General features: G+C 60.3%; 19 protein-coding genes. 9 read left to right on the top strand and 10 right to left on the bottom strand.

The window, feature by feature from the left end:
• Positions 1 to 23: 23 nt before the first annotated feature.
• The 5 genes from RAE19_RS04615 (at position 24) to plsY (ending at position 4,959) form a co-directional block, all read left to right on the top strand.
• On the top strand, positions 24 to 1,829 hold the full coding sequence (locus RAE19_RS04615; RefSeq protein WP_313873807.1) for an acyl-CoA synthetase: 1,806 nt from the start codon (positions 24 to 26) through the stop codon (positions 1,827 to 1,829).
• Positions 1,810 to 2,640: a glycine-rich domain-containing protein gene (locus RAE19_RS04610; RefSeq protein WP_313873806.1), complete on the top strand. Its 831-nt coding sequence runs from the start codon at positions 1,810 to 1,812 to the stop codon at positions 2,638 to 2,640. Before RAE19_RS04615 ends, RAE19_RS04610 begins: the two co-directional genes overlap by 20 nt.
• Before the next feature lie 65 nt (positions 2,641 to 2,705).
• Positions 2,706 to 3,773, top strand: coding sequence for an aldo/keto reductase (locus tag RAE19_RS04605; protein ID WP_313873805.1), 1,068 nt, complete (start codon positions 2,706 to 2,708; stop codon positions 3,771 to 3,773).
• 38 nt (positions 3,774 to 3,811) lie between these two features.
• On the top strand, positions 3,812 to 4,303 hold the full coding sequence (locus RAE19_RS04600) for an aminoacyl-tRNA deacylase (RefSeq protein WP_313873804.1): 492 nt from the start codon (positions 3,812 to 3,814) through the stop codon (positions 4,301 to 4,303).
• Positions 4,304 to 4,317: 14 nt separating this feature from the next.
• A complete protein-coding gene (plsY, locus tag RAE19_RS04595; protein ID WP_313873803.1) occupies positions 4,318 to 4,959 on the top strand; it encodes a glycerol-3-phosphate 1-O-acyltransferase PlsY in 642 nt (213 codons plus the stop codon).
• A 27-nt stretch (positions 4,960 to 4,986) separates the two neighbouring features.
• Here the strand turns inward: plsY and RAE19_RS04590 are convergent, their stop codons facing one another.
• Genes RAE19_RS04590 through RAE19_RS04580 form a run of 3 tightly spaced genes read right to left on the bottom strand, consistent with a single transcriptional unit; the run spans position 4,987 to position 7,084 of the window.
• On the bottom strand, positions 4,987 to 5,940 hold the full coding sequence (locus RAE19_RS04590) for an HD-GYP domain-containing protein (RefSeq protein ID WP_313873802.1): 954 nt from the start codon (positions 5,938 to 5,940) through the stop codon (positions 4,987 to 4,989).
• Between the two features lie 14 nt (positions 5,941 to 5,954).
• Positions 5,955 to 6,599 (bottom strand): retropepsin-like aspartic protease family protein, encoded by a 645-nt coding sequence (locus RAE19_RS04585; protein WP_313873801.1) that lies wholly within the window; start codon positions 6,597 to 6,599, stop codon positions 5,955 to 5,957.
• Positions 6,599 to 7,084, bottom strand: a complete 486-nt coding sequence (locus RAE19_RS04580) for a YajQ family cyclic di-GMP-binding protein (RefSeq protein WP_313873800.1) — start codon at positions 7,082 to 7,084, stop codon at positions 6,599 to 6,601. Before RAE19_RS04580 ends, RAE19_RS04585 begins: the two co-directional genes overlap by 1 nt.
• A 38-nt stretch (positions 7,085 to 7,122) precedes the next feature.
• Here RAE19_RS04580 and murB point away from each other — a divergent pair, with 38 nt between their 5' ends.
• On the top strand, positions 7,123 to 8,193 hold the full coding sequence (murB, locus tag RAE19_RS04575; protein ID WP_313873799.1) for a UDP-N-acetylmuramate dehydrogenase: 1,071 nt from the start codon (positions 7,123 to 7,125) through the stop codon (positions 8,191 to 8,193).
• A gap of 45 nt (positions 8,194 to 8,238) precedes the next feature.
• Positions 8,239 to 9,204, top strand: a complete 966-nt coding sequence (locus tag RAE19_RS04570; RefSeq protein ID WP_313873798.1) for a complex I NDUFA9 subunit family protein — start codon at positions 8,239 to 8,241, stop codon at positions 9,202 to 9,204.
• Here RAE19_RS04570 and RAE19_RS04565 read toward each other — a convergent pair.
• Both RAE19_RS04565 and RAE19_RS04560 read right to left on the bottom strand, forming a co-directional pair.
• Positions 9,181 to 11,118 carry an ATP-binding protein gene (locus RAE19_RS04565; RefSeq protein ID WP_313873797.1) on the bottom strand — a complete coding sequence of 646 codons (1,938 nt, stop codon included), beginning with the start codon at positions 11,116 to 11,118 and terminating at the stop codon, positions 9,181 to 9,183. The two genes, RAE19_RS04570 and RAE19_RS04565, sit on opposite strands and share 24 nt — an antisense overlap.
• Before the next feature lie 9 nt (positions 11,119 to 11,127).
• Positions 11,128 to 11,634, bottom strand: coding sequence for a molybdopterin-dependent oxidoreductase (locus tag RAE19_RS04560; RefSeq protein WP_313873796.1), 507 nt, complete (start codon positions 11,632 to 11,634; stop codon positions 11,128 to 11,130).
• A 382-nt stretch (positions 11,635 to 12,016) separates the two neighbouring features.
• On the opposite strand from RAE19_RS04560, the gene RAE19_RS04555 reads away from it, so the two are divergent.
• Entirely contained in the window at positions 12,017 to 13,126 is a 1,110-nt protein-coding gene (locus RAE19_RS04555) for a Fic family protein (RefSeq protein ID WP_313873795.1), read from the top strand.
• A 66-nt stretch (positions 13,127 to 13,192) separates the two neighbouring features.
• Here the strand turns inward: RAE19_RS04555 and RAE19_RS04550 are convergent, their stop codons facing one another.
• The 5 genes from RAE19_RS04550 to RAE19_RS04530 form a co-directional block, all read right to left on the bottom strand.
• A complete protein-coding gene (locus RAE19_RS04550; RefSeq protein WP_313873794.1) occupies positions 13,193 to 15,613 on the bottom strand; it encodes a DNA/RNA helicase domain-containing protein in 2,421 nt (806 codons plus the stop codon).
• Positions 15,614 to 15,626: 13 nt separating this feature from the next.
• The gene (locus tag RAE19_RS04545) at positions 15,627 to 15,977 is read right to left on the bottom strand and encodes a nucleotide pyrophosphohydrolase (RefSeq protein ID WP_313873793.1); all 351 of its coding nucleotides are present in this window, start codon (positions 15,975 to 15,977) and stop codon (positions 15,627 to 15,629) included.
• A 158-nt stretch (positions 15,978 to 16,135) separates the two neighbouring features.
• Positions 16,136 to 17,467 (bottom strand): argininosuccinate synthase, encoded by a 1,332-nt coding sequence (gene argG, locus RAE19_RS04540; RefSeq protein ID WP_313873792.1) that lies wholly within the window; start codon positions 17,465 to 17,467, stop codon positions 16,136 to 16,138.
• Between the two features lie 103 nt (positions 17,468 to 17,570).
• On the bottom strand, positions 17,571 to 17,897 hold the full coding sequence (locus tag RAE19_RS04535; RefSeq protein WP_313873791.1) for a pyrimidine/purine nucleoside phosphorylase: 327 nt from the start codon (positions 17,895 to 17,897) through the stop codon (positions 17,571 to 17,573).
• A 74-nt stretch (positions 17,898 to 17,971) separates the two neighbouring features.
• Complete coding sequence (locus RAE19_RS04530; RefSeq protein ID WP_313873790.1) at positions 17,972 to 18,322, bottom strand: ArsC family reductase; 351 nt, start codon at positions 18,320 to 18,322, stop codon at positions 17,972 to 17,974.
• 48 nt (positions 18,323 to 18,370) lie between these two features.
• Here RAE19_RS04530 and folC point away from each other — a divergent pair, with 48 nt between their 5' ends.
• Positions 18,371 to 19,717, top strand: a complete 1,347-nt coding sequence (gene folC / locus RAE19_RS04525) for a bifunctional tetrahydrofolate synthase/dihydrofolate synthase (RefSeq protein WP_313873789.1) — start codon at positions 18,371 to 18,373, stop codon at positions 19,715 to 19,717.
• Positions 19,718 to 19,726: the final 9 nt, after the last annotated feature.

The raw sequence follows: 19,726 nt of genomic DNA, 5'->3' as shown, positions 1-19,726 counted from the left end.
AAGGACAGATCAGGAGACAAGGCATGGCCACCAGTCAAGGCAGAGACACATCTGGCACGAGCACACTTCCCCCGGGCTATGCAGCCCTGCACAGCAGCTTCCGCTGGCAGGTGCCCCAGCATTTCAACATGGCCCAGGCGTGTAGCCGCCGCTGGGCAGAGGCGCCGGGTGCTACTAAAAGAATAGTTATATGCGCATATTCCACCAGCGCTGAGAGCATTTTTTACTCCTACTCGCAGCTGCAGGAGCAGGCCAACCGCCTCTCCCATGTGTTGGCCGCGCGGGGCGTGCAGCGGGGCGACCGCGTCGGCATTGTGCTGCCCCAGCGCTTTGAGACCGCTGTGGCCTACATGGCTGTGATGCAAATGGGGGCGGTGGCCATGCCCCTGTCGATGTTGTTCGGCCCCGAGGCGCTGGAGTTCCGGCTGCAAGACAGTGAAGCGGTGGTCGCCATTTGCGATGCCGGCTCGCTGCCTGCGCTGGCCGGCGTGCGCCACACCTGCCCGCAGCTGCGGGCGGTGGTGGGTGTCGGCCTGGCGGGGGCGGACGCAGCCTTGCTGAGCGGCCCGCTGGACGCCGCCTGGGAGGCCGCCTTGCGCGCGAGCCCTGACACTTTTGAGCCCGTGAACACCCTGGCCGAAGAGCCCGCCGTGCTGATTTACACCAGTGGCACCACCGGCAACCCCAAAGGCGCGCTGATCCCGCACCGGGCGCTGATTGGCAACCTGAGCGGCTTTGTGGCCAGCCAGAACTGGTTCGGGTTTGACGGCAAAACCAACCAACGCTCTAACGCGGTGTTTTGGTCTCCCGCAGACTGGGCTTGGACCGGCGGGCTCATGGACGCACTGCTGCCCACGCTGTATTTCGGCCGCCCCATCGTGGCCTACCACGGCCGCTTCAGCCCGCAAACCGCGCTGGAGCTGATGCGCGACTGCGGGGTAACCCACACGTTTTTGTTCCCCACGGCGCTGAAGGCGATGATGAAGGCCTATCCCGGCGCGGGCGGTGCAAAGGGCAAGACCGTGCGCCAGCAGTTCAAGCTCAAGCTGGACGCCATCATGAGTGCGGGCGAGGCCGTGGGCGACGCCGTCTTCGGGTACTGCGAAAAGCAGCTGGGCGTTAAGCCTAACGAAATGTTCGGCCAGACCGAGATGAACTACATCGTGGGTAACTGCAATTTGCGCTACCCGTCCAAGCCCGGCAGCATGGGCATGGGCTACCCCGGCCACCGGGTGGCGGTGATTGACGAGGCTGGCAACGAATGTCCGGTGGGCGTGCCCGGCGATGTAGCGCTGAACCGCTTAGATGTGCACGGCCAGCCCGACCCGATTTTCTTTTTGGGCTACTGGAAGAACCCAAAAGCCACAGACGCCAAGTTCACCGGCGACTGGTGCCGCACCGGCGACCTCGCGGTGCGCGATGCCGATGGCTACCTCTGGTACCAGGGCCGCAGCGACGATGTGTTCAAGGCCGCGGGCTACCGCATCGGCCCCGGCGAAATCGAGAACTGCCTGGTCAAACACCCCGCAGTTATCAACGCCGCGGTGGTGCCCAAGCCCGACGCCGAGCGCGGCGCATTGGTCAAGGCCTACGTGGTGATTGCTCCCGATTTTGTAGCGGCTTGCGCAGGTAATTCGAGCGCTACAGCGCAATTTCATGCCCAACTCACGGTAGAACTGCAAGCCCATGTGAAAGGCCAGCTGGCCCCTTATGAGTACCCCAAAGAAATCGAGTTTGTAGACGCCTTGCCCATGACCACCACCGGCAAAGTGCAACGCCGGGTGCTTCGTTTGCAAGAGGAGGCGCGTTATGCAGCTACCCGCGCTTAGCAGCGCGTTTCGGCCTACGCTGCTTCGGCGTATTGGGTGGTTGAGCTGGAGCAAGTGGCTGGCGGTGCCCTTGTTCACTCTCATCCAGTACGTCGCCAGCCCTTGGCGCAGCATGTTTTTTATGACCCTGGTGCTCAGTGCGGCGCTGTCCGTGTTTCTCTTTTTGTCTCTGCGGGCCTGGGAGCTTAGCCTGCGCCGTCAGTTTGTTCGGGAGGCACCGCTGCCGCGCTTTTTGGGCGCAAAGCTCATGGCGCTGTACCCGCAGCTCAGTGCGCGCGACACCGAGCTGGTCCTGCACGGCCTGCGCCAGTTTTTCATGTCGCACTTGCGCAGCAATCGCCAGTTTGTTGCGATGCCATCCAAGGTAGTGGATGCGGCCTGGCACGAGTTCATTCTGCACACGCGGGGCTACCAGCATTGGTGCCATGCGGCATTTGGCAACATGCTGCACCACAGCCCGGCCGAAGTGCTGGGGCGTGATGCGCGGCGCAACGACGGCTTGCGCCGGGTGTGGTTTTGGGCCTGCAAAGAGGAAAGCATTGACCCCCGCCAGCCCAGCCGCTTGCCGCTGTTGTTTGCCTTAGATAAAAAGTTCGCCATTGCGGGTGGCTTTACCTATGTGGCGGACTGTGGCGCAATGAACCGGCAAAACGCGGATGCGCATTGCGGCACCAGCTTTGGTGACGGCGGCAGCGATTGCGGTGCGCCCGGTGATGCTGGCAGCTTCGGTGGGGCTGATAGCAGCAGTTCGGGAGGGGACGGCGGTGGCGATAGCGGCTGCGGTGGTGGGTGCGGCGGGGGCGGCGACTAGGTCTTTGCGATCACGCTAACATCCTTTACAAGCTCCCGTTTCCAACACTTTTCTTCTCTGACCCCATGAACACCATCCAACTCGGCCGCAGCGATCTGCGCGTTACCCCCATCTGCCTCGGCACCATGACCTTCGGTGAGCAGGTGGACGAACCCACCTCCCACGCCATCCTGAGCCGCTCGCTGGAGCGGGGGGTGAACTTCATCGACACGGCCGAGATGTACTCGGTGCCCCCCCGCGCCGAGACCTTTAACTTGACCGAAAAAATCATCGGCAACTGGATCAAGGCCAATCCCGGCGCCCGCGAAAAACTGGTCATTGCGACCAAAGTGGCCGGCCCCTCGCGCGGCATGCCTTGGGTGCGCAATGGCAGCAGCAACCTGACCGCCGAAGACATCATTGCCGCAGCAGAAGGCAGCCTGCAGCGGATGAATATCGACGTCATCGACCTCTACCAGATTCATTGGCCAGTGCGCCATGTACCCATGTTCGGCGGCATGTACTACAACCCCGCCAATGAAAACGTGGGGGGCAGCGCCATCGAAGAGCAGCTGCGCGCCATGGACACGCTGGTCAAGGCCGGCAAGGTGCGCGCCATCGGTTTGTCGAATGAAACGTCTTACGGCGTGCACGAGTTTGTACGTTTAGCCGAGCAGCATGGCCTGCCCCGTATTGCCACCGTGCAAAACAACTACGGCCTCCTGGCCCGCACGGTAGAAAACGGCCTCGACGAAACCATGCACCGCCTGGGCGTGTCGCTGCTGCCGTATTCGCCCTTGGCCTTTGGCCTGCTGACCGGCAAATACGACGACGAAGGCCTGCTGGGCGAGAACGTGTCGCCCGATGTGCGACTGCGCAAGTTCGAGTCCACCCGCAAGCAGCGCTGGGGCCGCCCCGATGCCCTGAAAGCCGCGCGCAAGTACAACGCCTTGGCCCGCGAATACGGCTTCACACCCAGCCAGATGGCCTTGGCCTTCTGCTACACCAAGTGGCAAGTGGCCAGCACCATCATCGGTGTGCGCACCCTGGAGCAACTCGATGAAAACATCGACGCTTGGGGCACCGTGCTGCCCGAAGAGCTACTCAAAAAGATCGACGAAGTCCGCTGGGAAATCCGCGATCCGGCGGTGTAACGAAATCAGAGGCGCAAGGCGTATGAAAATACGCCCTTATGGCCAAAAAAGACCACGTCTCTGAAACCCCTGCCACCCAGCTGCTCAAAGCAAGCAAGGTGGCGTTCACCGAACACCCTTACGAGTACCTGGAGCATGGCGGCGCGCAGCACAGCGCAGCGGTGCTCGGGTTTGACCCGTTCACCGTGGTCAAGACTCTGATCATGCAAGACCAAGACGCCAAGCCCCTGGTGGTGTTGATGCACGGCAACCGCAAGGTGTCTACCAAGAATCTGGCGCGGCAGATCGGCGTCAAATCGGTCGAGCCCTGTGCCCCGGAAGTTGCCAACAAGCACAGCGGCTACATGGTCGGCGGTACCTCCCCTTTCGGCACCCGCAAAACCATGCCGGTGTTCATCGAGTCCAGCATTCTGGAGTTGCCCCGCATCTGCATCAACGGTGGCCGGCGTGGGTACCTCGTAGGGATTGATCCCCAGGTTTGTGTGGAGTTATTGGGCGCCAAGCCTGTACAGTGCGCGCTGGAAGAGTGATTGGAGAACCTGTTTTGAATTCTGTGTTGCACCCCTTGCTGGCCACCGTAGCCGCTTACCTGATCGGGTCTTTGTCGTTTGCCGTCATCGTGAGCCGCGTCATGGGCCTGAACGATCCGCGCACTTACGGTAGCAAAAACCCTGGCGCCACCAATGTGCTGCGCTCGGGCTCCAAGGCTGCTGCAGTCGTTACGCTGCTGCTCGATGCGGTCAAAGGCTGGCTGCCGGTGGCTGCCATTCAGTGGTGGGGCCAGCCTTATGGTCTGGGCGAGGGCACTATGGCGCTGGCCGGTTTTGCCGCCTTCATCGGCCACCTGTACCCGGTGTTCTTCAAGTTTGTGGGCGGCAAGGGCGTGGCCACCGCGATGGGCGTGTTGGTCGCGACCAGCGGCTGGTTGGCGCTGGCCACGGGCCTCACCTGGCTGATCGTGGCGTATGCCTTCCGCTACTCGTCTTTGGCGTCTTTGGTGGCGGCCTTGTTCGCACCGGCGTATTACGCCTTCGGCGACAGTGTCGCCTGGATCACCGATCGCAACTTGCTGCTGTCAACGGCGGTGATGTCCATGTTCCTGATCTGGCGCCATTCTGAGAACATCTCCCGCTTGGTCAAGGGCACAGAGTCCAAACTGGGCAAGAAAAAAGAAGGCGGCAAGTAAATCGAAAGGCGGCTGCCGAGGGCAGCCTCACGCCAAGCTGAGGGCTTGGCTGCCGAGCTGCAACAAATAGAAGTGGTTGAGCGGTGTGCGCACCGCCACCGAGGGCAGGGCAGAGCGGATTTTCGGCGGCGCATTGCCTGTAGCGTGCAGTCGCGGGACCGAATGAAATTCGCCACTGGGTTTGCCAATGACCACCACAAAAGGCTCATTGGTTTTACCGCTGCGCCGCACCACTACCGCAAGTTCATCGTTCTCGAGGCGCACATAGGTGCCGGGCGGGCACAGGCCCACCGAGCGCACCAGCGCCTGCCCGATTTCGTCAACCCCCGCCGTTGCCCGTGCCATCACCGAGCGGGCCGATTCAATCGCGCTGCGCCCGGTACGGGACGCGCGCGGGCTGATCATGGCCGCATACCGGTCCACGACCTTCAAAATCCGGGTCAAGAGCAGGGTGCGGTGGGTTTCGTCGCCGGTATTGCGGTCTACTGCATCGTCATGGTGGCTGGACACGATTTCCAGCCACGCGTCGTCCGACACCCCCAAGTTCGCCAGCATCATGGCGCCCTTGATCGGGTGCGCGCGAATGGCGTCTTGCTGGGCCTGGTTAGGCCGCTCGGTTTGGGTAGCCAACTGGTCTTGCAAGGCAGTCATGGCCACATTCATGGTGAGCGCCGCGTGGACCAGGCTGTTGCGTTCAGCAGGCGGCAGCTTCAGCTCGGTGCCCACCATGTGGCACAAAACCGCACACACCAGCGCGTGCGAGGCGCTGTACCCGACCGGCGAATTGCTGGCCAATTGAAACAGCAGGTAAAGGCCCACATCCGGGTCGCGCTGCAGCAGGCCTTGCATCCACCGGTCGTATTGCACCACCCGGTAGGCAAACTGCTGTGTAGTTGCGGGGCTGCCCAAAATGACGCCCAAGCCGGATTCTAGGTCAGACCATTGGCCCAACAAGTCTTCGTAAGCGTTTTCGTCTCGCACGACTGCCATCCGGTTCAAAAACGCCTGTCTAAAATCATCTGATCGTTGGTCCGGTTCATCTGGAAACGGCCCAAAAAGCTATTGCCTAGCAGCACATAGGGCATCGAAGCCGGTGTGATGACGGCATCTACGCCGCTGACTGACACATCGCCCAAGCGGACGTTGTTTAGTGTCATGCGCCATCCGGGCACTACGCCGTTGGCAGTGTTCATTTGCACACGGTCACCGTTTTGGTACTTGAGCCCGATACGGTCGGCTTCGGCCGCGCTGATAGACACAGCGGTAGCGCCGGTATCCACCATGAACCGCACGATACGTCCATTGATCTGGCCATCCGACATAAAGTGACCACCCGGCCCCGCCGCCAGCACAACCCGGTTGCCGCTCGCCGGCTGGCCTGCCCCGGTGCCCACATTCGCAGGCGCATCGCCAACCCGGAGGGACATTTTTTTGCCGGCAACTTCGACCACGACCGTGTCGCCCTGCATGGACACTACCTTGACACCCATGTGGGTGGCCCCTAGGGCCACACTTTTGGGAAAGCCGCCATCCACAATCAGCAGCGCCTTGTCGCCCAGCGTTCCGTTAATGGCGACCGTCTGGCCCCAGACAGCGGGGGCCAGCAACAGGGCAAACAGAAAGCGGGCGGCGGTGCGCATCAGTCGCGGAAGTTGTCGAAGGTCAGGGGGATGTCGGTCACATCTTTGCGGATCAGCGCCATGGCGGCCTGCAGGTCGTCGCGCTTGGCGCCGGTAATGCGCACTTTTTCTTCCTGAATCGCAGCCTGCACCTTCAGTTTGCTGTCCTTCATCAGGCGCTGGATCTTCTTGGCCAGTTCGGATTCGATGCCGTTACGCACCTTGATCACCACCTTGACCTTGTCGCCGCCCATTTTCTGGACATCGCCACGGTCCAGGAAGCGCACATCGACTTCCTGCTTGGTGAGTTTGTTGCGCAACACGTCTTCAATTTGGTCGAGCTGGAACTCGGCATCCCCGATCAGGGTGATTTCCTTGTCCTTGATCTCGATCTTGGCGGCTGTGCCTTTGAAGTCAAAGCGGGTGCCGATTTCTTTGGCAGTGTTTTCTACGCCGTTCTTGACCTTGACCAAGTCGGCTTCGCATACGGTATCAAATGAGGGCATGGGGCTCGCTCTAAAAAATGCAATGAGACAATCTGAGGATGTTAGTCGAGAAAAACATTCCCCTGCAGGCGTTCAACACCTTCCGCATTGTGGCCAAGGCCCAGGCGCTGGCCCGAATCACCAGTGAAGCCGACGTCCACCAACTGTTGGCCGATCCTGAGTGGGCCGCCAGCCCGAAGTTTGTGCTGGGGGGCGGCAGCAATATTGTGCTGACTGGCGACGTCAAACCCCTGGTGCTGAAGGTCGAGGTCCGCGGGCTCAAGGTCGTGGGCGAAACGGCCAAGTCCGTCATTGTGGAAGCCGGCGCTGGCGAAAACTGGCACGACTTTGTGACCTGGACGCTGGACCAGAACCTGCCGGGCATGGAAAACATGGCCTTGATCCCCGGCACCGTGGGCGCCTCGCCAGTGCAAAACGTGGGCGCTTATGGCGTGGAGCTGCAAGACCGCTTTGACTCGCTGGACGCCATCGACCTGCTGACCGGCCAAGTATTCACCCTGAACGCCGCGCAATGCGCTTTTGGCTACCGCGACTCGGTGTTCAAACACGCCAGCAGCGGCGAGGCCGACATGCACCTACCCTTGGGCCTGAAAGACCGGGCCTTGATTTTGCGGGTGCGCTTTGCTCTGCCCAAGGTGTGGAAGCCGGTGCTGGGCTATGCCGACATCGAGCGCAAGATGGCCGAGCACGGCGTAACCGAGCCCACTGCCCGCCAGATCTACGACTGGGTGTGCGAGGTGCGCCGCGCCAAGCTGCCAGACCCTGCCGTCATCGGCAACGCCGGCAGTTTCTTCAAAAACCCCACGGTCACTGCCGAGCAGTGCGAAGACATCATCGCCCGCGACCCCAAGGTCGTGCACTACCGGCTGGACAACGGCTCGGTCAAGCTGGCTGCCGGCTGGCTGATCGACTCGTGCGGCTGGAAGGGCAAATCGGTAGGCCAAGCCGGTGTGTATGAAAAGCAAGCGCTGGTACTGGTAAACCGCGGCGCCGGGGTGGACGGTAACGGCGCCACTGGCGGCGAAGTCATGACGCTCGCCAAAGCCATTCAGACCAGTGTGTACGAGCGTTTCGGCATTCTGCTGGAGCCGGAGCCGGTAGTGATCTAAACCCCTGTCTTGCAGTCAGGTGCCCGAAGGGGCTACCCTGTCTGCATGAAAAATATATTTGTTCTCGGTGGCACCGGCTTTGTCGGGCGCCACGTGGTCCAGAAACTGGTCAAACAGGGCTACACCGTCACGGTGGCCACACGGCGCGCCGCCAACGCGCGCGAGCTGCAAACCCTGCCAACCGTCACGGTGGCAGAGCTCAATGTGCACAACCCGGCAGCCTTGCAGCAGGCGCTGGCCGGGCACGATGCGGTGGTGAACCTGGTGGCCATCCTCCATGGTACCGAGGCAGCTTTCCAAAGGGTGCATGTGGATTTGCCCGCCAACTTGGCCCGTGCCGCGGTGGCGGCTGGTGTACCGCGCCTGGTGCACATCAGCGCGCTGGGCGCCAACCCGCAGCAGCCGGATGCTGCGCCTTCGCGCTACCTGCGCAGCAAGTCGCGGGGCGAGTTGGCCTTGAGCCACCCGGCCTTGGCCGTGTCGGTGCTGCGCCCCAGCGTCATTTTTGGTGCGGAAGACAAGTTTTTGAACATGTTTGCCAAGCTGCAACAAGTGTTCCCCTTTATGCCGCTGGCGGGCGCGCACGCGCGCTTTCAGCCGGTGTGGGTGGAAGACGTCGCCACCGCCGTGGTGCGGCTGATACAAGCCCGTGCAGCTGCAGGGGCGACCGGCGTGTGGGAGGCTTGCGGCCCACAGGTCTACACCCTGGGCGCGCTGGTGAAGGGCGCTGGCATGTGGGCCGGCATTGCGGAGGGGCGTAGCCGCCCGGTGATTCCGCTGCCCGAATGGGCGGGGCGCCTGCAAGCCGCCATGATGCAGCTCGCCCCCGGCGAGCCGCTCATGAGTGGCGACAACCTTGATTCGATGAAGGTGGACAACGTGGCCAGCGGCCTGGAGGCGGGTTTGTCCGATCTGGGTATTCAAGCCGCTGCGCTCGAGCCCATTGCTATGGACTACCTGCAGCGCGGCCTGCCGGGCCACGGCTTGCTAGGCCTGCGCCGCAGGGTCTGAGGCGGCTGGCAGGGCTGCTGGGGCGGCAGCGAGGCATTTCTGCATCGCCGCTTGCAGCTGGCCGATTTGCACCGGCTTGGTCACAAAGTCGTTCACGCCGGCGGCCATGGCTTGCTCTTTGGCGTCGTTCATCACGTCTGCTGTTAGCACAATGATGGGCACCTGCCCCATCGGGCCCGGCATCCCGCGGATGATGCGGGCGGCGGTCAGCCCGTCCATCACGGGCATGTGCACATCCATCAGCACCAGGTCAAAGACCTCGCGCTGCGCGGCGTCTACGGCAACCTGGCCGTTCTCGCAAAAGGTGGCCTTGCAACCCATTTTGTCGAGCAAGATGCCTACAAACTTGCGGTTCACCGGGTGGTCTTCGGCTACCAGCACCCGCAGCGCTTCGAGGGGTGCAGCAATGCCCGACGCACCTGCCGGTGCGCCAGTGTCCGGCGCATGGGTAGCTGTAGTGGCAGGCAAGGGCTTGAAAAGCGTCTGAATAGCCACTGACATGCCCGCGTTGGGCGGAGCCGGGCAGGTGGTGAATGGCAGGTGCAAGGTGAACACCGAGCCTTTGCCCGGGGTGCTCTCTACCTCAATGGCGCCGCCCATCATGCGGGCCAGCGTCTGTGATATCTCTAGCCCCAGGCCCGTACCCCCGAACTTGCGGGCCAGCCCGCCGTCCACCTGGTAAAAGCGCTGAAACAGGCGTGAGAGCACATGGTCGTCCATGCCGATGCCCGTGTCTTCCACCAGAAAGGCCAAGCCCGTGTTGCCGTCGGTGCGCGGGCGGGGCACGATGGTCAGCGTCACACCCCCATGCTCGGTGAACTTGAGTGCGTTGCTGACTAGGTTGAACAAAATCTGTTTCAGGCGGGTGGCATCGGCCAGCACCCAGGGAGGCAGGTCTGCTTGCACCACGATAGAAAACTTCAGCTGCTTTTCCACCGCCAGCGGGTTCATGAGTGCATTCACCTCGCTCAACAGCGCGGCCAGGTGCACAGGCTCGGGGTTCACCGTCATCTTGCCGGCTTCCAGCGCCGAGACATCCAAAATATCGTTCAGCAGCGTCAGCAAGTGGTTGGCGGACCCCTTGGCGGTCTTGATGTAATCCACCTGCACCGGGGTGAGTGGGGTGCTTTCCAGCAAGCTCATCATGCCCAGCATCCCGTTAAAGGGGGTGCGCAACTCGTGGCTCATGTTGGCCAGGAACTGGCTCTTGCCGCGGTTGGCGGCTTCCGCGCGGAAATGGGCTTCGCGCAGCTCGTGGGTCAGGTCTTCCAGAGCTTGGCGCTCTTGCTCCTGGCGGCGTTGGCGCAAGGCCAGCGCGCCTGCGGCTACCAGCAAAAACAGCAGCTGGGCCAACGTGAGCCGGATGATCTCGTCGTTTTGCTGCAGCATCGTCTTGTCCTGGCTCTCCAGCAAGGCCGCCACTTCAGAGTTGGCTGCAAGGCTCAAAGCCTGTACGTCCACCCCAATGGTGTTGAACGCTACCAGCAGGGTCGCCAGGTCTTTTTTGTTCAGTGGGTTGGCTGCCATCACCTTGTCTGCCTCGGCGATCAGGTCGTCGAGGTGAGGCATGGCGGCCTGGTATTCGGCCCGGTGGGTGATCAGTTCGGTCGTCGGGTTTTCGCGCAGCAGGCTCAGGCGGCTCAAAAACAGGTCATAGCGCAGGGTCAGGTTGTCGGCATCCGGGGCGCCGGGGCGGATCACGCTGGCCTCTAGCGTCTGGCGGAAGCGCAAAAACTCCCGCTCAAACTGGAATACCAGCGCGGTCACCGAATCTGCCCGCAGGTCGTTGGCCCGCTCAATCGCCCGCTTCTGGGTGATCTGCAGACCCAGCAAAACAGCCATGGCCACCGCCAGCACACCCGTGCCGACAGCAAGCCACAACAGGTAGCGCTTGTTTTTGCCGGAGCCGTTCAAAGGACGCCCTTAATCCACTGCAATCGACTTCAATTGCCAAGCCGAGCGCTCGTAATACACGTTGGAGCGCAGCTCAGCCTTGGTATCAAACGGGTAGACGATGAACAGCGGCCCCTTCGTGCGCACCGGGATGGCCTGGTCGTTCATTTGGTGGGCCACGATCACGTCAAACTTGGCGGCGTCGTCAAATGGAATACTGGTCTGGTAGTCGTTCAGAGCCGCGGCTTTGAGTGTGGTGCCGCTGGCTTTGGCCGCCGCCAGCACGTCGCGCAGCAAAGGGCCCTTGAATTTGATCGGGTTTTTGTCCCAAGGCGTTTTGGTGCTGAAGGTCTGCTGGGGCAGCTTTTCCAGCATGGCCAGGTCGAAGGCGGCGCCTTCAGCACTGTTCTTGTCAGCCACTTTGCCGGTGATGGTCAAGATCACCTTGCCCTTGGCGGGCTCCAAGGCGTGCGCAGCCGGCAGGGCTGCCATCCATACCAAAGCTGCGGCAATGAGGGGGCGTCTGGCAATAGTCATCCTGAAACTCCTTGTATGAACGGGTGGACGAAGTGTAATCCACTAGTTGTATGTTTTTCAATCAAATCGGCAACTTTGGTGGATTTGCAACTAATGGTGCGGCTGACTGGGGCAAAGCTCGATTTATTTCTCCGCTCTAAGAGCAGGTGCTCTCTGTATTTGCTATGTTTTTGATAGCTGCTCCCGCATATTCCGCGAGCGCTACAGGCTGATTTGGTATGGAGATTCTGTAACCAAACTTCCGCCCGGATGCGTGCCTGTGAAAGTCACCTTTTGTTATTGCCTGCTCTGTTAAAGAATGCTTTAATTTGCGCCGACTCAATTAAAGAAATTTTTCATATCATGCGCGCAACTGGTACCTACCTACCTACCTTCCACCACCATGGGCGAGTTGGTGCAGGCCTTTGTGCCGCACCCGTTGCCGCCAGTCCAACCCGTGCTGGCCCCCGCGAGCTACACAGAAGCCAACCGGGCTGCGGAGCTGGCGCTGGCCCGCCTGTCTGGTGTGGCCGGCTTGGTACCCTCGGTGGACTGGCTGCTCTACAGCGCTATCCGCAAAGAGGCGCTGTTGACTTCGCAGATCGAAGGCACCCAGGCCACGCTGGATGACCTGTTTGACGAGGAAGCCGGCTTCGCGGTGAGCAACACCGACGATGTGGAAGAGGTCACCAACTACCTGCGCGCCTTCCGCTTGGTGCAGTCGCAGCTGCGCGATCCCGCGGGCCTGCCCCTCAGCGTGCGCCTGCTATGCGACGCCCACCGGCTGCTGCTGGATGGTGCGCGTGGCAATGGCAAGCAACCGGGCGAGCTGCGTCGTTCGCAAAATTGGATTGGCGGCACCCGCCCCGGCAACGCGGTGTTTGTGCCACCACCACCCGAGCATGTGCCCTCGCTGCTGGCTGATCTGGAGTGCTTCATCCACGACGAAACGCAAGCCTTGCCACCGCTGGTGAAGGTTGCACTTATCCACCAACAGTTTGAGACTATCCACCCTTATCTGGATGGCAACGGCCGCATTGGCCGCCTGCTGATTGCAGCGCTGCTGGAACATTGGCGCTTGCTGTCCGAGCCCTTGATGTACCTCAGCGGCTACCTCAAGCATCATCAAGCCGAGTACTACCGCCGCCTGTCCAACGTGCGCACCGAGGGCGACTGGGAAGGCTGGGTGGCGTTTTTTCTGGAAGGCGTGGCTTTGGCCGCGCAAGATGCCGAGCGCAACATCGTGGCCATTGCCACGCTACTGGCTGCCGACCGCCGCGCCTTGCTGGCTGCGCCCAAGGCTGGCCCCAGCAGCTACCGCTTGTTTGAAATGCTGCCCATGATGCCGCGCTTCACCATCGACCAAGTGCGCCAGAAGCTGGCCACCACTTTCCCCACTGCTACAGCGGCGGTGAAGGTGCTGGAAGACTTGGGCGTCGTGATCGAGGTAACCGGGCAGAAGAAAAATCGCAGCTACAGTTACGCTGCGTACATTGCTTTGCTGGCTGAATAAGAAATTCGAGGGTATCGGACGGGAGTCCGATGCGTTACGTAAAAAGTCTCGCGACGATTCCAGCTATCACTCCGTTGGAACGGCCAGGACCATAAGCATTTCCGCAACGACAGAGAAGTCCTCGTCGTGATCCGGCACTTCGAGGACAAGCGGCTGGAAGCCAGGTTGGCTTGAGTCTGGCCGCAGTGTGATCCGGCTGTGCCTCCACCCTTCATCTGGCGACTCAACCTTCTCACTTGAATACAGTTTGATGGTGTAACGACCACCGGTCTCAGGGTCTGAAATGCTTCGGTGTTGTACCACCACGACTTTTCCTTCGCGCGTGCCCGTTGGATTCGCCCGAAACAGGCACCATGCCCCATTGGGAATTCGGCGATTCATTGATTCGCCAATTACTTGGGCAACAAAGAGTCCCGGCTGCTGATTGACCCAGTCTGGTAACTTCACCCATTCGTCTGAACCATCAGCTAGGGCCTGTGGATCGGAGAAATTTCCTGCGGCAAAGCGCAGGTCTATAAAAGGTGCTGCATTGACACCAGCGTCGCGTTCAGCTTTCGATGCGAACTGTAGCTGCAACACGTTCGAAGGCTTTGTAGCGGCTTCCGAGTCAACAACTCCTGTGCGAACTGCTTGGAGCCGACTACGGAAGAATGCTCGCAACTCGGGATCCGTGCAGTAGACATAGCAGCCCTTCATGCCCCTTGTCATCAGGGTCCGGTAGGTGTTTTTTACGATCTCATCGGCAATAGCAAGCGCCTTTTCAGGGTCACTCTTGAGCCAAGCCTTCAGGCCATGAACAGATTTGTCGGAGGATGCACGTTTGGTTGCATCACTCACGATGTGGCCGCCCTTGTAGGTGAGGTCCGGTCCAATAATCACGCCAACGTAGTCAAGCTCCAGACCCTGACATGTGTGTATGCATCCGACTTGCTCGACCGAACCCGGAGTGATGATCCACAGACTACCGTCTTTATCCAGATTCCAGCGGCGGCGGTAATCGAATTCTGGCAACTGGATGTCCCAAGCCGCGGGGTCCTTCTTGCTGGGCCACTTCCAGCAATAGCCTGCTACGACACGAGACCGGTTGTTTGTTCGATTTTTCAGAGCAATCAGTGCATGCAGCTCTTCTGGATTGTCGAAAACACGGAAGTCATATTCGCCGGTGTCTAGTGTTGGATTCTCTGTGCGCCGTATGTCGAGGGTGTTATCCAGCCATTCCAGATACCCATCCGATCCGTTGCAGCGGAACTGGGATGTCAGTTGTAACTCCGTCACCTCAGCGCCGGCTTTACCGGCACGAAACCGAAGTTCATCAGAACTGCCGATGTCTTTAAGAGTTACACGTTGGTTGTCGTCAACGAAGAAGACCGTACAACGAGACGAAGAGATAACTTCCTTGACTTGGTTTTCCCCTAGGTGTGAAAACAGGCCACTTTTTTCATTGAGTCGATGGGCTTCATCAACGATCAACACGTCGTAGGTGTCGGGCTCTTTGTCCACGAAGGTGCCTGACCCACCGAAGAGGTTGCTGATGCGCGTCCTTGTGAAAGCTCCTGTCAACTTGGCCTCGTAAACTGCGCGTGGCGCGGCATTTTTGGAGACATACCGCGCATTGCGTTTGCGGCTCAGCATAGCGCCCAACAAGTTGATGGCGATGACAGATTTGCCTGTTCCGGGCCCACCCTGAACGATCACAACCTGCTTTTGCTGCTCTGCCTTCGCCTCGACCTGAAGAATAGTCTCGAAGACTAGTTTTTGATCGTCAAGAAGAATGAATTCGCTTTTCCCCTGAAGCAATGAGACAACGCTGTCAGCCAGCATCTTCGATGGCTTGATGCGTCCGTTTTCTATGGTGTAGAGAATCCCCTTACGATCACCGTAGACCACATGTTGTCGAATGAACTTCTGCAGCTTTCCCCATTCATGCGCCAAAAACAAAGGTGCTCGCTTGATGTGCTCCTGGTAATGGGGGTGATCGATTTCCCCGTTTCGCGGATGGTTGTGCAAGTAGGCACAAGGCTGAAGCTTGATATCCCCTTCTTGCACAGCACTGTTGAAGTCTTCCAGGTATGCAGCGTAGGACCATGCTTGGTAGGAGGGATGCGGACCCTCTGTTTCACCTGCTCGCCCGCCTCGATGTGCCCAGACGATCGCATCTTTTTCGCTGCGACGTGACGCAGACCATTGCTTCAATTCGACGATGACCACTTTGGATCTGGCACTGGCATCTTCGCCAGTGATGACAAAGTCCATGCGCTTGTTCTGGAGTGGAAGCTGATATTCGATCGCTACCCCAACATCCGATGGGATTTCATCATCGTTCAATACTTTGGCCATCTCCATGAGTGAGTATTTCCATGATCGAACTTCCGACGGGCCAACACCGTGCCCGGTAGCTTTGTGGAAATGCCGTGACATGACATCTTCAATATCGTCGCGTAGCGTGTCATGAAGAAAAACGCTCTTGGTAGCCTGGTAAATGATCATTGGCGCACTAGGCTCAAAGCTCGTCGTATTTTTTACTGTTGCCCCGCGACTTTTCAACGGGGTATTTGATCGCATTTGCCTTCAGCTTGGTCTGCGCTGCTGCGATGGGGTCAATGCCGAGTGATGTTGAAAGTTGCACCAGATACAAGAGGACATCTGCAATTTCGTTCCCGATGGCCTCGCGTTTTTCTGCAGAAACCTCTCGACTCTGAATCTCGGTAAGCCATTGAAAATGTTCAAGCAATTCGCCGGCCTCCACGACCAACGCTGAAGCGAGGTTCTTTGGCGAATGAAATTGCTGCCAATCACGCTCTTGAGCAAAGCTTTGAAGTTCGAGAGCAAGGTCACGTAGTGAGTCAGTCATTGCGCGATAAACAGGTTTGAGGGATTCGATCTGACTTTAACTTGAACTACATCTGATTCCCAATGCCCCAATCCAGTATGTTTGCGCCACCACGTCCTAAACGCAAAAGCCCGCCAAGTGACAGCTTGGCGGGCTTTTATTTTGGGGCTTGAGCCGGATTACTTACCCAACTTCAAGAAGTCATCCCCCTTGCCCAGCTCCAGCAAACCGGCATTGCTGTAAATGCCCAGCTTCGCGCGGGTGTCGGTGATGTCAAGGTTGCGCATGGTCAGTTGGCCAATGCGGTCCAGCGGGCTGAAGGGCGCGTCTTCCACTTTTTCCATGCTCAGGCGCTCGGGCGCGTAAGTCAGGTTGGGGGACTCGGTGTTCAGCAGGCTGTAGTCGTTGCCGCGGCGCAGTTCCAGGGTCACGGTGCCGGTGATGGCCTTGGCGACCCAGCGCTGGGCGGTTTCGCGCAGCATGATGGCCTGGCTGTCGAACCAGCGGCCTTGGTACAGCAGGCGGCCCAGCTTGCGGCCGTTTTCGCGGTACTGCTCGATGGTGTCTTCGTTGTGGATGCCGGTGACCAAACGCTCGTAGGCGATGAACAGCAGCGCGAGGCCGGGGGCTTCGTAAATGCCGCGGCTCTTGGCTTCGATGATGCGGTTTTCGATCTGGTCGCTCATGCCCAGGCCGTGGCGGCCACCGATTTCGTTGGCCTTGAGGATCAGGCTCACCAGATCGTCAAAACGCTGGCCATTCAGGGCGACGGGGCGGCCTTCTTCAAAGGTGACGCTCACTTCTTCGGCCTTGACCACGCAGTCGTCGCGCCAGAAGGGCACGCCCATGATGGGGTTGACGATCTTGATGCCGGAATTCAAAAATTCCAGGTCTTTGGCTTCGTGGGTGGCGCCCAGCATGTTGCTGTCGGTGCTGTAGGCCTTTTCGGCGCTCATCTTGTAGCCAAAGCCGTTGGCGGTGATGAAGGCGCTCATCTCGGAGCGGCCGCCCAGTTCGTCAATGAACTGCTGGTCCAGCCAGGGCTTGTAGATTTTGAGGGACGGGTTGGTCAACAGGCCGTAGCGGTAGAAGCGCTCGATGTCGTTGCCCTTGAAGGTGGAGCCGTCGCCCCAGATGTTGACGTCGTCCTGCTTCATGGCGGTCACCAGCATGGTGCCGGTTACGGCGCGGCCCAGGGGCGTAGTGTTGAAGTAGGTTTGGCCGGCGGTGGTGATGTGGAAGGCGCCGGCCTGCAGCGCGGCAATGCCTTCAGCAGCCAGCTGGGGGCGGCAGTCGATCAAACGGGCCTTGATGGCGCCGTATTCCATCGCCTTGCGGGGGATTTCGTCGTAGTCCGCTTCGTCGGGCTGGCCGAGGTTGGCGGTGTAGGCGTAGGGCTGGGCGCCCTTTTGCTTCATCCACAAGAGGGCAGCGCTGGTGTCCAGGCCGCCGGAGAAAGCGATGCCGACCTTTTGGCCGACGGGGATGTTTTGCAGAATGGTGTTAGACATGTTTTAGGCCTTAATCGGGCTGTAGCGCCCGCAAAATGTGCGCGAGCAGCTATGAAATTAGGAGTAAATCGCTCTGCGGTTGAACCGCTGAGTAAGCCGCTAATCAACCAAAGTGGCAGATGTAGTGGTAAGCCTCAAAGCCCTCGGTCACGCGGATCTGGAACTTGGCGTTGCCGGGCACGTTGAACTTGCTGCCTTCGCCGCTGGTAACCCACACGTCAGAGCCGTCGAGCTTGTAATCGCAGCTGCCGCCCACGCATTCCATGATTTCAGGAGCGCCGGTGTTGAAGGTCAGGGTGGCGGGCAGGATGACGCCGACCGACTTTTTGGTGCCGTCAGCCAGGGTGAAGCCGTGGCTCACGCACTTGCCGTCGAAGTACACATTGGCTTTGGTGGTGACGGAAACGTTGTCAAAGTGGGTCGTGGTCATGGTCAAACGTGGAAAAGTAAAGAGAAGAGGGCGGCGCCCCGCGCGCCACAGCGCAGCAGGGCAAAGGCGAGATTTTAGGCCACCCGGGTTTGGAAGGCCGTGTCCGAGAAGCCCACGGTCACGGTGCCGTCGGCCCACACCACCACCGGGCGCTTGATGACGCTGGCATTGGCCAGCATGAGCTGGGCGGCCGAGGTGGCGTCCACCACGGCGGCTTGGGTGGCCTCGTCCAGCTTGCGCCAGGTGGTGCCTTTGCGGTTCACCAGCGTTTCCCAGCCCACGGCGCGTATCCAGCCGGGTAGCAGGTCGGCGGGTACGCCCTGCTTTTTGAAATCATGAAACTCGTGGGTAACATGGTGTTCGGTCAGCCAGGTGCGGGCCTTTTTTACCGTGTCGCAGTTGGGGATGCCGTAAAGAATGGTCATCCCTCTATTGTGGCAGTGCATTGCCGGTGGGCGACAATGGCGCCCGCTATGGAACACACACCCGCAACCTCCTCCCTGAACGCGCAATCTTCTCTGGCCTGCTGGCTGGCCTACATCGAGTCCATGCACCCCAAGGGCATTAACGGCATAGAGCTGGGGCTGGGCAAGGTGCAAGAGGTCGCCAAGCGCCTGGGGCTGCGGTTTGACTGCCCGGTGTTCACCGTGGCGGGCACCAACGGCAAGGGTTCCACCTGCGCCATGCTGGAAAGCATTCTCGGGCAGGCCGGGTACAAGACGGGCGTTTACACCTCGCCCCACCTGGTGCACTTTGAGGAGCGCATGCGTTTGCTGGGCGAGGCGGCGCCTGCTACTAAATTTGTAGCTGCTTTCGCAGAGGTGGAGGGGGCTCGGTGCCAAAACGGCCCTGAAATCGCGCTGACCTACTTTGAGTTCACTACGCTGGCGATTTTGTGGGCGCTGTCCCAGGAGGGGCTGGACGCCGTCATTCTGGAAGTGGGCTTGGGCGGGCGACTGGATGCGGTCAACATCATCGACACCGACTGCGGCATCATCACCAGCATCGACTTGGACCACATGGAGCTGCTGGGCCCGGACCGCGAGACCATTGGCCGCGAGAAGGCCGGCATCATGCGCACCGGTCGCCCCGTCATCGTCAGCGACCCGGTGCCCCCACAAAGCGTGCTGGACCGCGCGCTGGAGATCGGTGCAGACCTTTGGCAGGTGGGAACGGATTTCAATGTCTCCGGCGACAAGCAGCAGTGGGGCTGGGCCGGACGCGGGCGCCGCTACAGCGGGCTGGCTTACCCGGCGCTTCGCGGCGCCAATCAGTTGGTCAACGCCTCGGGCGTGCTGGCGGCACTGACGGCCATGCGCGAGCGCCTGCCGGTCACCGCGCAGGCGGTTCGCAACGGAATGGCTTTTGTGGAGCTGCCCGGGCGCTTTCAGATCATTCCTGGCCAGCCCAGCCTGGTGTTGGACGTGGCGCACAACCCGCACTCGGTGGCGGCGCTGGCGGCCAATCTGGATGCCATGGGCTTTTTCCCCACCACCCACGCCATTTTTGGCGCCATGGCCGACAAGGATTTGGCGCCCATGCTGGCCAAGGTCGGCCCCATGATTGACCGCTGGTATTTCACCGACCTGCCCAGCCCGCGCGCCGCCAGCGGTGCCAGCCTGCAGGCCCAGTGGCAGGCCCAAAACACCCGCAAAGATGCCTCGGCCACCGTCCACGCCGACCCCATGCAGGCGCTAGAGGCTGCCATCGCCGCGGCAGACCCCGCTGATAGAATCGTGGTCTTTGGGTCGTTCTACACCGTGGGCGGCGTTCTGCAACAGGGCACACCACGCCTGCAAGCCAAACATCTGAACCCTTAAGTCTTCCGC

It is taken from the genome of Rhodoferax potami, from assembly GCF_032193805.1.
GTDB lineage: Bacteria > Pseudomonadota > Gammaproteobacteria > Burkholderiales > Burkholderiaceae_C > Allorhodoferax > Allorhodoferax potami_A.
The sequence above is the reverse complement of the archived record's forward strand: the minus strand, read 5'-3'. Positions and strand labels throughout refer to the sequence as shown.